Genomic DNA, 14,459 nt, shown 5'->3' on the forward strand with positions numbered 1-14,459 from the left:
ATCCACTGCGTTCGGTAGCAAACTCTAACACAGGCGAAGGGATGCGCGACTGGCCGCGGCCGCGGTCGCTTCAACTTTCGGTGATGGCAGGCTCCGACGTGGCAGCGATGGCCGGGGGCTGATGCTGCAGGGCTTCAACGAGGCAATCAGCGATCGCCTGCCGCAACGCGTAGGTCTTGGCGTTTGTGCGTTTATGATCCAGGCATTGTGCTGCCCGGATCAGGCTCATGCCTTGATGTACGACGATATGATGGGCGCGCGTCACCGCCCAATGTTCAAGCTCGTCGTGAGTGGAATGTGTCCGTCCGTCCAAACTAGCCCCCCGCTAATCATTCGCGCCCGTATGCGACTCATTCGCAGACCTGAGACTAGCGCAGTCACAACCATCACAATAGCTTTTCAGAGCTACCACTCGGCTCAGAGGCAAAAATGCCACGAAATCAATGGGCATAAATTCTTGTGGTTCAGTTTTTGGGAGCCTCACTGACGTGCCGCTATTTCTTCAGGATCACCCACAAGGCGTGCACGATGCCGGGCAGCCAGCCGAAGAGCGTGAGGAGGATGTTCAGCCAGAAGTGCAGCCCGAGGCCCACCTGCAGGAAGACGCCAAGAGGCGGCAGGAGGAAGGCAAGAAGAATGCGAATGATGTCCAAGATGAGCCTCCAGAGGTCGTCAATCTGGCAGGACAACGTCCACCGCTTGCGATAGTTTCAGGGTTGTAGTCGACTGTTCTCGCTCGCAAAGATCTGCACTGCCGCAATGCCAAACGCTAATGTATTTGATGGCGGCTCATTCACCCTTGACGAGACAACAGGATAGGTCCTTAGCTTGGCCTAGCCACCATGATGGTGGTTAGAGGCTCACGCTGCGGCTCGTTCGCAGATGGTGGGCCTCGTCTCGTTTCGCGACGGATTTCCTGCATTGCTACATATTGCGTCGAGTGGTGCTTCAAGCGACCGTGAGAGATCGTGCGTTCCCACTTCACATCGGTGCGCTAGATAGACCGGCAATGAACTGGAGAAACTGCGTGCTGCGCCGAACGATCATCACCTCTTTCATCATCGTCACAAACTTGTTTGGCTCTGTCGTGGCTCAAGAGTCCGGCGAACGGGAGCGCGGGCCGCGAACCGAACAGAGCGAGGCGAGCGGCATCTTCAGCCTCATTCCAACGGATTCAACCACCGAGCATGTCTTCAAGTCGCCGGCCGGCGATGTCCCCTATACGGCGACGGCGGGCAGGCTCGATCTCTTCGGACAGGACGGTAAGCGGACCGCCAAGGTCTTCTACGCCGCTTATTCCGCCAAGAACGGCGGCGCGGACCGGCCGCTGACTTTCGCCTTTAATGGCGGTCCCGGAGCGGCATCAGCTTACCTTCACCTTGGCCTCGTCGGGCCGAAGATCCTGGAGTTTGGTACGAGTGGCGACGATGGCACGAGACCGGTCCTGCAAGACAACCCGCAGTCCTGGCTCGCTTTCACCGATCTGGTGCTGATCGATCCTGTCGGGACGGGCTGGAGCCGCGCTGCAAATGATGACGCTGCGAAAGGCTTCTACGGCGTGCGTCAGGACGCAGAGAGTCTCGCCAAGGTCATTTCGCTTTACGTGCAGAAGAACAATCGGCTGCAGTCGCCAAAATATCTGCTGGGCGAAAGCTACGGGGGCTTTAGGGCGGCGAAGGTGGCGCTGGCGCTGAAGAACACGCAAGGCATCCTGCCAGCCGGCATCATCATGTTGTCACCGTTGATCGAGGGCAAGTTCCTAGCAAACTCAGACGATCCGCTCTCCGCCGCACTGCAGTTCCCGTCGCTCGCGGCGGCCGAACTGGAACGGAGGCAGGATTTTACAGCCGAGAAGCTTTCTGAGGCTGAGCGCTTCGCAATGACGGATTATCTGGTGGCCCTCGCCGGCGCGCCGCCTCACGGACCAGACGCGGACGCTTTCTATGAGCGCGTCTCGACCTGGACAGGCATTCCGCGCGAGGCCGTGGAGCGGGCAAGAGGCTTTGTCGGCGATATCTACGCAAAGCAAATGGCGGGCGCGGGCAAGGTCGTCAGCCCCTATGACGCAGCCTATGCGGTTCCGGACGCCTATCCCGAAGATCCGTACACCCGCAATGACGATCCCATCCTGGAAGGTTACACGCGCGCTTACGGTGCAGCCTTTAACAGCTATGCGCGCAATGAACTCGGCTTTGCCAGCGAGATGACCTACTCGCTGCTCAACGAGGACATCAACCGTCGTTGGGAGTGGAATGGCAGCCGTGGCGGTGATAGCCGGGCGCTCGCCAGCGCCTCGACCGACATCCGCGACCTGCTCTCGGTGATCCCGTCCTTCAAGCTGATGATCGCGCATGGATATAGCGATGCGCTGACGCCCTATGGCGCCAGCCGCTACGTGCTGGACCACCTGCCCCCCGAGTTGTCGAAAGGGCGGGTGGATCTCAAGGTCTACCGCGGCGGCCACATGTTCTACACAAAGGCAGACTCTAGACGTTCATTCGCCGCGGACGTCCGTAGGTTCTACGGCACCGAGGATCGATGACGCCGACGCAATGAGATCACTTGCGGCGGTCGTTCCCGCCGCTCTTGGCCTTAGGCTTGCCCTTGTCGAACGGCTTTGGTCCCCGTGCATCAGATGATTTGCCGGCTGAGGGCTTCCGGCCCGCGAAGCTCTTCGATTTCGGCGCCGGGCCCCAGACTTCGTCGTCCATACGGCGTTCGTCACGCGGTCCGGATCCGGCGGCTCTTGCCTTGGCCGGGCGCTCCTTCTGTTCCTGGTCGCGCCGCGGGGTGTCCTTCCACGGTTTGTCCTTGCGCGGCCTATCCTTCCACGGCTTGTCCATGCGGGGGCCGTCGCGAACCGGTCCATCCTCGCCACGGGTGAAGCTGTTGAAATCCGGTGCGCCGGCGAGACGGGTTGCCTTGATACCCCGTTCCATCATGCCGTCCTTGCCGAGCTTCTTCAGAAACGCATCCGCCTGGGCAGCTGCAATCTCGACGAAGGTCTCGTCAGGCTGCATCTTGATCGCGCCGATCTCGTTCTTGGTGAACCCACCAGCGCGGCAAAGGGTGGGAATGAGCCACCGCGGCTCGGCGCGCTGCTTGCGGCCAACTGACAGGGAGAACCACACGGCTGGGCCGAAATCACCACGCGGCGTCAACGGCCGCGAAGCCGGATCGCCAGCATCGCGAGGCTTTCGCGCTTCAAGCGAGACTTCCGCGATTTCTTCCGGCGCTGAATATTTCGAGCGGTAGAGTGCGATGAAGGCTGCGGCGAGCTTCTCTGCGCCGTGGCTCGAAACAAGCTTTTCGATCAGTTCCTGCTCGTCTTCGCGCGGTGCATCATCAAAAATTGAGTCCGACAACAGCCGCTCGTCGTCGCGCGCCGCGACTTCGTCGGCAGAGGGTGGACGTGCCCAGGTCGGCGTGATGCCGGCGCCACCTAGCAGGCGCTCGGCCTTGCGGCGAGCGTTTATCGGAACGATCAAGGCGCTGATGCCCTTGCGACCAGCACGTCCCGTGCGTCCGCTCCGATGAAGCAGTGTCTCCGAGTTGGTCGGTAGGTCGGCATGGATGACGAGGTCGAGGCCAGGGAGATCAATCCCGCGCGCTGCGACATCGGTTGCGATACAAACGCGCGCGCGGCCATCGCGCATCGCCTGCAGGGCGTGCGTACGTTCATTCTGCGTCAGTTCGCCGGAAAGGGCGACAACGTCGAAGTTCCGGTTATGGAAACGTGCAGTCAGATGATTGACCGCAGCGCGCGTCGAACAGAAGACGATGGCGTTCGTGGCGTCATAGTAGCGAAGTACGTTGATGATCGCATTCTCGCGATCCGAAGGGGCGACCATCAGCGCCCGGTATTCAATATCGACATGCTGCTTTTCTTCGGCAGCCGTTGCTATTCGGACGGCGTTGCGCTGGTAGCTCTTGGCGAGCTTGGCAATCGCCGCGGGAACGGTTGCCGAGAACATCAACGTGCGGCGTTCCGCTGGCGCGGACTCAAGAATAAACTCGAGGTCTTCGCGAAAGCCGAGATCAAGCATCTCATCCGCTTCGTCGAGTACCGCCACCTGAAGTGAGGAGATATCCAGCGCGCCACGCCGAATATGGTCGCACAGGCGGCCAGGCGTGCCGACCACGATGTGCGCGCCGCGTTCAAGTGCACGGCGTTCGGTCCGTATATCCATGCCGCCGACACAGCTCGTGATCGTCGCGCCGGTCATCTCGTAAAGCCAGTCGAGCTCGCGCTTGACCTGCATGGCGAGCTCGCGCGTCGGCGCGATGACCAGGCCAAGCGGGCTTCCGGCCTGCGAGAAACGTTCAGCGCCCTTCAATAGCGTCGGCGCCATGGCGATGCCGAAGGCGACAGTCTTACCTGACCCCGTCTGCGCCGAAACCAGCGCATCGGCATCAACGAGCGCAGGGTCGAGCATGGATTGCTGTACGGGCGTCAGCGTCTCGTAACCGCGCTTCGCCAATGCCTTGGCAATCGCCGGCACGGCGTTGTCATATTCTGTCATCTTCTTGTCTTCCGGAGTTTCAGTGCGCAGACGCGCCAGCGCTGCAACACACGCAGCACGATCGTGTCGCGGTCCTATCGGCTCGCGGCTGAAAAGTCAAAGGCAGAAGAATGGACGTGTGGCTGCAGCTTGGCAGCGGAGGTCAGCAGACAAGGTTCGTTTAGAGGGATGCGGCAGACTGAGGCTGCCGCATCCGACGGCGAAACGCTACTTCGCGTTCGGGTCCTTGATCTTCGGGAAGGTAGCAAACTCGACGTTATAGAGTTCGCCGTCGACTTCCTTCACTTCGCGCATGTAGATGTCCTGCACGATGTCGCGTGTCGCCGGATCGATGGTAATCGGCCCGCGCGGACTCGTCCACGACATGCCCTTCATCGCTTCGACAAGCTTGGTGCCGTCAGTGTCACCATTGGTCTTCTTCAGCGCTTCGTAGGCAAGGCTGATCGCGTCATAGCCGCCGACGGCCATAAAGTTCGGCCGCATGTTGTTGTTGGCTTTCCGTACTTCGGCGACAAATGCCTTGTTCTCCGGGCTGTCGTGCAGCGCCGAATAGAAATGCCCGGTGATGACGCCCTTGGCGGCCGGACCGATGCCATTCAGCAGGTCGTCGTCGGTGATGTCGCCTGTGCCAATCAGCTTGATGCCGGCTTCGGCAAGGCCACGATCGATGAACTGCTTCATGAACAGCGAACCGACGCCCGATGGGACGAAGGCGAACACGGCGTCCGGCTTTGCGTCGCGGACGCGCTGGAGGAACGGGGCGAAGTCAGGGTTGGCGAGCGGAACGCGTATCGCCTCGACGATCGTACCGCCTTCCTTCTCGAACTGGTTGGTGAAACCCTGCTCGATGTCGATGCCCGGGCCATAGTCGGAGACCAGCGTCACGACCTTCTTCATGTTGTTCTGCACGGCCCAGGTTGCGACCGGGACTGCCGATTGGGGTCCAGCCATGGAGGTTCGCACGTAGTACTGCGACTGCGCCATGATCGCCGAGGTCGTGGCCGAGGTGATGATGGCCGGGATCTTCGCCTGATTGAGGACGGGTGCAACGGACATGGCAAGTGGCGTCAGGCCGAAGCCCATCAGCATCTTCACGCCATCATTGACGACGAGCTCCTGGGCGATACGGCGCGTCTGGTCCGCAACGCCAGCGTCATCGCGTAGCACGACCTCGATCTTCTTGCCGGCAACGGTATCACCATTCAGCGCCATATACGCCTTGATACCGGCTTCAACCTGGCGTCCGGTTGACGCAAAGGGCCCGGTCATCGGCAGGATCAGACCCACCTTGACGGCCTCCTGGGCAACAGCCGGCATTGCCGCCAGCCCGCTCAGCGCCAAGCAGGCAGCGCCCAAAAAAGTCCTTCTGATCATTTCATCCTCCTCCAGAGATTAAGCTGGCGCGCAACACCTCCCTGCTGCCGCCACTCGCACCCACATTTTCAATGAAAGAACCGTCCGTCAACTGGGGAAAATCTTAAGCGACATCAAAGCGTCAGGTCCGATACAGGCTTCGGCGTCGCGACCTTCCCGCACGACCAGTTTAGAACGTTCATCTATTTGTTCGGAACGATTCGCCGGCCGCCCCGTTAGGGTGCCGGACGAAGGGGAACCGGATGAACAAGCGCATCCTGATCGTGGAAGACCAGTTTCTGATCGCAATGGCGATCGAGGACGCTGTTCTCGAACTCGGGCATCATGTCTCAGGCATCGCCGCCAGCCGCAGGGATGTCGAACGACTGGATGAGGAAGCCGATATCGCCTTCGTGGATGTCAATCTTCTCGATGGACCGACCGGACCACTGATTGGTCGAGATTTGGCAGCAAAAGGCTGCTGCGTGATCTTCATGACCGCTAATCCGGAATCGGTGGCAAATGGCATAGAAGGCACGCTCGGGGTGATCTCCAAGCCTGTCAGAGACCTGGATCTCATCAGCGCCATCGAGTTTGCCTCGTGCCGCTGCGAGGGCCGTGCCGGATTGGCGCCAAGAAACATGAAGGTCTTCGAACCGTCGTACCAGTGACACGGACCGGTCTCATTTCCCCGATGCGGTTGATTAGCGAATGCTCATCCTTGGCCGCACAAGCTTCAGCTCATACAAGGCCGCCTCGTCCCGCCGCCAATCGGGACACAGCGGGAGCTGCTCACGCCTGGGTGGCTCCCGCATCTTCGTTTGCACCCGTACACGAACTCACCGGTGGGATGCGCAGGCTTTTCCCGAAAACGCGTAAGTCCCAGCCATTGCGCAAGTCGCCGGTCGTCCCATTGTAACTTTCCGCTCGAGTCTTATTCTAACACGGAGATTCACGGCCTCGGAGGGCCTTTTGAACAGAACGCGCCCTGCGCTCCTCCTCGTCACTGCATCGCTCATTCCGGTCATCATCCTGGCTGCCGTTATGGGGTGGTTCTTTATTCGCGAACAGCAGAAGAACCTTGATGATTCAGTACGCGGGAGAGCGGCAACCTTGGCCGGTGTCCTGCAGCGCGAACTAAACAGCCAGATGCAATTGCTGGCGATCGTCGCAGAATCCCCGCGCCTTGATCCGCCGATCGTCCGCTCCGCATTTTCCGAGCTGGCGCGGCGTCTTCGCGAGCGCGTGCCGGAATGGGAGCAGATCAGAGTCTCGGATCTTGAGGGTACGGTCGTGCTCGCGGTGCCGCCGGTGCAGGGCAGCAAGCGCGTTGTCGAGATGGAAAGCCACGAAACGGCCGTTCGCACTGCCGCGCCTGTGATCGGCAACGTGGCGATGGGCCCGCGCGATCAGGCCGCCTTCCCGATCCGCGTTCCGGTGATCCGCAAGGACAAGACGCGCGCGATCCTTTCGGTTGTGATGCGCCCGACCGTCGTGACTAACCTTCTCTACTCCAGCGGCTTGCCAGAAACTTGGACGGCATATGTGGTCGACGGACAGGATCGGCTGGTGGCCTCCACGGGATCACCAGCGCTTGCCGGCGAACCCGCGACGGAATTCGCGACCTTCAGCGGCGGCTCCTTCGGGTCCGCGACCACAACATCGGGCGCAATGCTGCAGATGGCAGAGGTTCGGCTCGATACCATTCCCTGGCGCGTGCGGATCGGCCTCCCCCTTGCCGAGTATGAACGTCTCGCTCGCAACGCCACCATCCTGATCACTTTGGCGAGCCTCTGCACGATTTTGCTGTTCGGTTCTGCCGCCTTCCTATTCCAGCGCGAGGTTCGCGCTCGAAACCGAGAACGCGAAAGTATGGCAAACTGGCAGCGGATGGATGCGCTGGGCAAGCTGACGGGCCAGGCGGCGCACGACTTCAACAACCTGCTGATGGTGTTCCAATCGGGCGTCGAGGGCATCAAGCGGCGACGCCATGACGAGCAACGCGTCAACCAGATGCTGTCGCACATGAGCGAAGGCGTAACGCGCGGCAAGGCGATTACCCAGCGACTTCTTTCATTTTCGCGCCGGTCCAACCAAGGCGCAACCACGGTTGAGTTGGACCTGAAACTCGCCGAACTCGCGCCTCTGTTGAGACAGGCGGTTAATGATACTGTGGTGATGGACATCAAGTTGCCGGACGATATCTGGCCAATCCATGTGGATCCGGCGGGTCTGGAGATTACACTGATCAACCTGCTGACCAACGCCCGCGATGCGCTGGGGTCCGGCGGCCACGTCACCATTTCGGCGCGCAACGTGCTGGACGGCAAGGCGGAAGTGCCGACGCTTCACGGATCGTTTGTCGCGCTCACCGTCTCCGACACGGGGCGCGGCATCGCACCAGACGATCTCGGCCGCGTGTTTGAACCGTTCTTCTCGACCAAGAACAACAACGGCACGGGTCTGGGGCTCACCCAGGTTCATAGTTTTGCGCAGGGCAGCGGCGGCGCGGTGAAGGTCACCAGCGTCGTTGGCCATGGCAGTGCGTTTACCTTGCTTCTCCCTAAGTCGAACGAGCAACGGATGTCGACTGACGACACCCGGCAGTCTCTTGATTTACCGCAGACGATCCTCGTCGTTGACGATACCCCCTCCTCGCTGGAATCCGTGCGCCTGGCGCTCGAGGAGCTTGGCGCTAATGTTATTACCGCCTCCAGCGGGCGGGAGGCGCTCGATATTCTGGAGCACCAGCCGGGCATCGAGGCCTTGGTCAGCGATATCATGATGCCCGGCATGTCCGGTATCGAGTTGGCGGACGAGGCGAGCAGACGACACCGTCGGCTGCCGATCGTGTTGATGACGGGCTATAGCGATAAGCTGGAAGCTGGCGCGGAGATCGCACGTCCGGTCGTGGGCAAACCGTTCAAGATCGAAGACCTGGCGAGCGCGCTAGGCGCTGCAAAGGCAGCGATTGCTGAGCCTGTGAACGTCATTCGTCTGGAGAGGCCCGCGAAAAGCTAACCGCCGGTCAGCTATTGCGAATACGGCCATCAGTCGTCGTCCAGTTCCCGGATGCGATTGTGCGCAGCCACAGCGGCAACTTCGCCTTGGGCCATCGAAACGCCAAGCTGGTTGAGGCCTGTCACGACGTCGCCCACCGCATAAAAGCCGGGCACCGATGTTCCCTGATGCCCGTTCACCTTGATCCGACCATCCTCTTCCAGCTCGACGCCCAGCTGTTTTGCGAGAGCCGAACGAGGCCTGACGCCAAGGGCGGAATACAGCACCACCTTGTGCATCGGCTCGGATCCGTCGAGGAGAAGGTCGACGGCGCCGTTCTCCACCGGCACACAGTCGCGCAGGGGCTCTTGCCGGATTGCGATGCCGCATTCAGTCAGGCGACCGATCGTCTTGTCGCTCATGTCGAGCGGTTGTCCAAGGGTGGAAATGGTGATGACCTGGGTAAAGGAGCGGATGAATTTGGCCTCGGCAGCAGCTCTTTCGGTCGCGCCGATGACGACGACGGGACGTCCGGCGATCTCGAACCCATCGCAGATGGGGCAAAGGCGAATATGCCCGGAACGGACCAGGTCATGGGGATGATCCACGGGCGGCAGGTTATCCTCAATGCCAGTGGCGAGGATAACGTTCTTCGTTTCGAGTTGCCCATCCTTGAGATCGACCAGCAAACCGTCGCCGTCTTGGCGAAGAGCGGATACGGCGGTGTGCCTGATCTCGACGCCGTAGTTGTCCAGCTGCTTTCTCATCCGCTCCAACAGTTCCGGCCCCTCGATGCCGTTCGGAAAGGCGGGATGGTTGTGCGAGCGTGGGATCAGCGACGCGCGGCTCTGACGGGAATCGAGCACCACGACCTTGCGGTGCAAACGGGCAAGATAGATGGCTGCGGTCAATCCGCCCGGCCCGCCACCTATGACAACTGCATCTAACGCGGAAATCGCCAGCTCCTTTGGATTAAACAAGGGCTGCCTTAACAACTGGCGGAGCCGGTGGTTCCGCTCCCGTATCCTCTCCAGACAAAGCGAGACCGCGCGGGCTCCCGGTGGACAGAACCCGCGCGGCCTGGAGGCCAGCTTACTCGGCTGGAGAGAAAGCCGGTTCGGCGACCTCCTTCCCGTGCTGGCGCAGGGGGCGGTTACCGGTAATCACCCGAGCCAGCATGTAGAAGACGGGCGTCATGAAGATGCCGAAGAAGGTGACGCCGATCATGCCGGAGAAGACGGCGATACCCATGGCGACGCGCATCTCAGCACCCGCACCGGTCGAGAAGACCAGCGGCACGACACCCATGATGAAGGCCATTGATGTCATCAGGATCGGGCGAAGGCGAAGCCGGCTAGCCTCGACCGCGGCCTGGAAGGGCGTTCGGCCTTGGAACTCCAGCTCTCGCGCGAACTCCACGATCAGGATCGCATTCTTCGCCGATAGCCCGACAAGCACCACCAGCCCGATCTGGGTGAAGATGTTGTTGTCTCCACCTGTCCACCACACGCCTGTCAGCGCCGCCAGCACACCCATCGGCACGATCATGATGATCGCAAGTGGGAGTGTGAGGCTTTCATATTGCGCCGCCAGCACGAGGTAGACGAGCAGTAGTGCGAGCGGGAAGACGATGACGCTCGAGTTGCCGGCGAGGATTTGCTGGTAGGTCAGGTCCGTCCACTCGAAGTCGATGCCCGGCGGCAAAGTCTCGTCGAGGATCTTTGTGATCGCAGCTTCCGCCTGGCCGGACGAGACACCGGGTGCTGGACCGCCGTTGATGTCGGCTGAGAGGAAGCCGTTATACCGGGTGGCGCGCTCCGGACCTGTCTGGGCCTCAACCTTCAACAGGGCCGAAAGCGGGATCATCTCGCCTGCCTGTGAGCGGACCTTCAACTGCCCGATGTCTTCCGCCTTTGCCCGGAACTTCGAGTCCGCCTGGACGCGCACGCTGTAGGTGCGGCCAAACGCATTGAAGTCGTTGACATAAAGCGAGCCGAGGTAGATCTGCAGCGTGTCAAAGACATCCGTCACCGAGACGCCAAGCTGTTGCGCCTTTGCCCGATCAAGATCCGCATAAAGCTGCGGCACGTTGATCTGGAAGCTCGAGAAGATGCCGGCAAGCTCAGGTGTCTGGTTCGCCTTGGCGAGCACCGCCTTGGTCGCTTCGTCCAGCGCCGTGGCACCCAAGCCGGCACGGTCTTCGATCTGCAGCTTAAAGCCGCCCGTCTGGCCAAGCCCGTTGACCGGTGGCGGCGGGAACATGGCGATGAAGGCATCCTGGATCGCGCCGAACTTCTGGTTCAGCTGCATCGCGATGGCGCCACCTGACAGCTCCGGCGTCTTGCGGTTCTCGAAATCGTCGAGGACGGCGAAGACGATGCCGGCGTTGGAGCCGATGGTGAAGCCGTTGATGGAGAGCCCTGGGAACGCAATGGCATGCTCGACGCCCGGCTGCTCCAGCGTGATGTCGCTCATGCGCTTGATCACGTCCTCCGTCCGGTCGAGCGTCGCACCGTCCGGCAATTGAGCAAAGCCGATCAGGTACTGCTTGTCCTGCGCCGGCACGAAGCCGCCGGGTACCGCGTTGAACATGCTGTAGGTCGCGCCAACGAGTGCAAGATAGATGATCATAACCAGGCTCTTGCGTGACAGGAGGCCACCTACCGTCCGACCGTAACCGTTCGAGGCAGCACCGAATGCGCGGTTGAAGCCACGGAAGAACCAGCCAAGGATGGCGTCCATGAACCGCGTCAGCCAGTCCTTTTTGGCATGGTGGTCCTTCAACAGCAGGGCCGCGAGCGCGGGCGACAGCGTCAGGGAGTTGATCGCCGAAATTACCGTCGAGATCGCGATCGTCAGTGCGAACTGCCGGTAGAACTGGCCGGACAGGCCGCTAATGAATGCGAGCGGAACGAAGACCGCGACCAGAACCAGCGCAATCGCGATGATCGGGCCGGAGACTTCCGTCATCGCCTTGTAGGTCGCCTCACGTGGCGAAAGACCGTTCTCGATATTGCGCTCGACATTCTCCACCACGACGATCGCGTCATCCACCACGATGCCGATCGCCAGCACGAGGCCAAAGAGCGTGAGCGCGTTGATGGAGAAGCCGAAGGCATACATTACGGCGAAGGTGCCGATGATCGATACCGGAACGGCGATCAGTGGGATGATCGAGGCGCGCCATGTCTGCAGGAAGAGGATGACCACGAGCACGACAAGGGCGATCGCTTCTAGCAGCGTGTCAACCACCTTCTCGATCGAGGAACGCACGAACTTGGTCGTGTCATAGACGATCTCGTACTTCACGCCTTCCGGCATGGAGAGCTGGAGCTCGTCCATGGTCGCCTTGACGTTGTCGGCAATCTCGATGGCGTTGGAACCGGGGGCCTGCAGAACGGCGACAGCAACAGCCGGACGACCATCGAGAAGCGAACGCAGCGTGTAGTCGGCCGCACCAAGTTCGATGCGAGCAACATCACGCAACCGGGTGATTTCGCCATTTGCGCCGCTTTTGACGATGATGTTGCCGAATTCCTCCGGCGTGCGCAGACGACCCTGGGCATTGACGTTGAGCTGCAGGTCGACGTCCGGCTGGGTCGGCGAAGCACCAATGATGCCCGCGGCAGCCTGAACATTTTGTCCACGGATGGCGTTTGTGATGTCGCTTGCAGCAAGCGAACGTTCGGCTGCCTTCTGCGGATCGATCCAGACACGCATGGAGTAATCGCCGGCACCGAAGACCTGCACCTGGCCGACGCCCTGGATGCGGGTTAGCCGGTCCTTGACGTTCAGCGTCGCATAGTTGCGCAGGTAGGTGATGTCATAGCGGTCGGTATCGGAGACGAGGTTGACCACCATGATGAAGTCAGGCGAACTCTTGACCGTGGTGATCCCGAGCGCGCGGACTTCAGCCGGCAACCTTGGCTCAGCCTGCGAGACGCGGTTCTGAACGAGCTGCTGGGCCTTGTCGGCATCCGTGCCAAGCTTGAACGTGACCGTCAGCGTCAGCACGCCGTCGGAGGTCGCCTGGCTGTTCATGTAGAGCATGTCTTCGACGCCGTTGATCTGCTCTTCAAGCGGTGTCGCCACCGTTTCAGAGATCACGGTCGGGTTGGCGCCGGGGTATACCGCTCGCACGACAATCGATGGAGGAACGACCTCCGGATATTCCGAAATTGGCAGCGCGCGAAGGCCGATCAGCCCAGCCACCACGATCAGGATCGACAGAACGCCGGCAAAGACCGGCCTGTCGACGAAGAAGCGGGAAATATTCATGTCGAAACCCTCTCTCCAGGGTGAAGGATGCAAACGCCCGCCCCGCGGCTAAACGGCCGCAGGTGACAAGGGCTGAGGTTTTGCTGCAGTCTGACCGGCGTCCGCCGGTCAGGTGTTACTTGTGGGCAAGCTGTGCTTCGTCTTCGGGGGCAACCACGGCGCCCGGGCGAATACGCTGAAGGCCGTTGACCACGATGCGATCACCGGGGTTCAGGCCCTTCTCGACGATTCGCAGACCGTCTAGCGTCGAGCCCAGCTCCACCTGCCGGTACCCAACCGTATTCTTGGCATCCACCACGAAGACGAATTTCTTGTCCTGGTCCGTGCCGATCGCCTTTTCGCTGACCATCAGGTGCTCGGAGGCCTTCGGCTGGCCAAGCCGGACACGAACAAACTGGCCGGGAAGAAGCTTTCCAGTCGGATTGTCGAAGACAGCCCGAACGCTAATCGTGCCGCTCGTGGTGTTCACTTCATTGTCGATCAGCTGCAACTTGCCGCGGATCTTGGTATCCTCGCCGGCCAGCGTGCTGATCTCGACCGGAACACGGTCAATGGCGGGAGAACCATTCTCCACCGGAAGATCCGCCAGGATCTTTGCCACCAGTTCTTCGTTGGCCGCGAAACTTGCATAGATCGGATCGATTGACACCAGCGTCGTCAGCGGAACGGAAGTGGAGCCGGCGGCGACAAGGTTGCCGACGGTTACTTCCAGCTTGCCGATCCTGCCATCGATCGGGGCGCGGATTTCGGTGTATCCGAGCTCCAACTGCGCTGTCCGGAGGCCCGCCTTGGCCGACTGCAGGTTCGCAATAGCCTCGCTGTAGGTGCTCTGACGTTGCGCAAGATCGCTTTGCGAGATCGTGTTCTTGGCAGCGAGGTTCTTGCCACGCTCGAGTTCAGTCTTTGCATGATCGACCTTGGCTTCGGCAGAGGCGACCAGGCCTTCCGCCTGAGCAACCGCCGCCTTGTAAGGTTCGGGATCGATGGTCACGAGCAGATCACCCGCCTTGACGAGCCCGCCTTCCCGGAAGTGGACGGACTGCACGGCGCCGGAAACCCGGGGGCGGATTTCGACCCGATCAACGGCTTCAAGTCGTCCCGAAAATTCCTGCCAGGTGGTGACATTGCGCGGAGTTACGGTGGTAACCGTCACCGGGACGGCCGGGGCCGGTGCGGTTTCGGTCGTCGGCGCTGCATTGGCGCCCTGTGGCATGTCCAGGTAAAAGGAAGCGCCAACGATAAGCGCAGCCGTACCCAGCCCGGTGCCCCACAGGGCCCAGTTTGATAGTCTCGATGCCATTGGTA

Annotated in this window: 10 protein-coding genes; 3 read left to right on the forward strand and 7 right to left on the reverse strand. The window is 60.9% G+C overall.

The genetic code is table 11. The features are described 5' to 3' along the window. Window positions 1-70: 70 nt before the first annotated feature. Both M0654_RS07110 and M0654_RS07115 read right to left on the reverse strand, forming a co-directional pair. Complete coding sequence (locus M0654_RS07110) at window positions 71-313, reverse strand: hypothetical protein (protein WP_248682462.1); 243 nt, start codon at window positions 311-313, stop codon at window positions 71-73. 181 nt (window positions 314-494) lie between these two features. Further along, window positions 495-653, reverse strand: coding sequence for a YqaE/Pmp3 family membrane protein (locus M0654_RS07115; protein WP_118852742.1), 159 nt, complete (start codon window positions 651-653; stop codon window positions 495-497). Between the two features lie 377 nt (window positions 654-1,030). On the opposite strand from M0654_RS07115, the gene M0654_RS07120 reads away from it, so the two are divergent. Then, complete coding sequence (locus M0654_RS07120) at window positions 1,031-2,542, forward strand: S10 family peptidase (protein ID WP_449289661.1); 1,512 nt, start codon at window positions 1,031-1,033, stop codon at window positions 2,540-2,542. A gap of 16 nt (window positions 2,543-2,558) precedes the next feature. Here M0654_RS07120 and M0654_RS07125 read toward each other — a convergent pair whose 3' ends face one another. Together M0654_RS07125 and M0654_RS07130 are read right to left on the reverse strand one after the other, a co-directional pair. Then, window positions 2,559-4,523, reverse strand: a complete 1,965-nt coding sequence (locus tag M0654_RS07125) for a DEAD/DEAH box helicase (protein WP_248682463.1) — start codon at window positions 4,521-4,523, stop codon at window positions 2,559-2,561. A gap of 207 nt (window positions 4,524-4,730) precedes the next feature. After that, complete coding sequence (locus tag M0654_RS07130) at window positions 4,731-5,897, reverse strand: ABC transporter substrate-binding protein (RefSeq protein WP_248682464.1); 1,167 nt, start codon at window positions 5,895-5,897, stop codon at window positions 4,731-4,733. A gap of 242 nt (window positions 5,898-6,139) precedes the next feature. On the opposite strand from M0654_RS07130, the gene M0654_RS07135 reads away from it, so the two are divergent. After that, complete coding sequence (locus tag M0654_RS07135) at window positions 6,140-6,547, forward strand: response regulator (protein ID WP_248682465.1); 408 nt, start codon at window positions 6,140-6,142, stop codon at window positions 6,545-6,547. A gap of 301 nt (window positions 6,548-6,848) precedes the next feature. Next, window positions 6,849-8,897: an ATP-binding protein gene (locus M0654_RS07140; protein ID WP_248682466.1), complete on the forward strand. Its 2,049-nt coding sequence runs from the start codon at window positions 6,849-6,851 to the stop codon at window positions 8,895-8,897. Between the two features lie 29 nt (window positions 8,898-8,926). Here M0654_RS07140 and M0654_RS07145 read toward each other — a convergent pair whose 3' ends face one another. The 3 genes from M0654_RS07145 to M0654_RS07155 form a co-directional block, all read right to left on the reverse strand. Beyond that, window positions 8,927-9,871 (reverse strand): NAD(P)/FAD-dependent oxidoreductase, encoded by a 945-nt coding sequence (locus tag M0654_RS07145; protein ID WP_313791071.1) that lies wholly within the window; start codon window positions 9,869-9,871, stop codon window positions 8,927-8,929. 97 nt (window positions 9,872-9,968) lie between these two features. Further along, window positions 9,969-13,154: an efflux RND transporter permease subunit gene (locus M0654_RS07150; protein WP_248682468.1), complete on the reverse strand. Its 3,186-nt coding sequence runs from the start codon at window positions 13,152-13,154 to the stop codon at window positions 9,969-9,971. A 115-nt stretch (window positions 13,155-13,269) separates the two neighbouring features. Beyond that, window positions 13,270-14,454 carry an efflux RND transporter periplasmic adaptor subunit gene (locus M0654_RS07155; protein WP_248682469.1) on the reverse strand — a complete coding sequence of 395 codons (1,185 nt, stop codon included), beginning with the start codon at window positions 14,452-14,454 and terminating at the stop codon, window positions 13,270-13,272. Between the last annotated feature and the right edge of the window lie 5 nt (window positions 14,455-14,459).

The sequence above is a fragment of the Neorhizobium turbinariae genome, assembly GCF_023223505.1.
Classification (GTDB): Bacteria; Pseudomonadota; Alphaproteobacteria; order Rhizobiales; family Rhizobiaceae; genus Neorhizobium; species Neorhizobium turbinariae.

What these genes read in the sequence shown, in the direction of transcription:
- M0654_RS07125 (WP_248682463.1), bottom strand. Translation starts at nt 4,523, where the DNA reads ATGACAGAATATGACAACGCCGTGCCGGCGATTGCCAAGGCATTGGCG.
- M0654_RS07130 (WP_248682464.1), bottom strand. Translation starts at nt 5,897, where the DNA reads ATGATCAGAAGGACTTTTTTGGGCGCTGCCTGCTTGGCGCTGAGCGGG.
- M0654_RS07135 (WP_248682465.1), top strand. Translation starts at nt 6,140, where the DNA reads ATGAACAAGCGCATCCTGATCGTGGAAGACCAGTTTCTGATCGCAATG.
- M0654_RS07150 (WP_248682468.1), bottom strand. Translation starts at nt 13,154, where the DNA reads ATGAATATTTCCCGCTTCTTCGTCGACAGGCCGGTCTTTGCCGGCGTT.
- M0654_RS07155 (WP_248682469.1), bottom strand. Translation starts at nt 14,454, where the DNA reads ATGGCATCGAGACTATCAAACTGGGCCCTGTGGGGCACCGGGCTGGGT.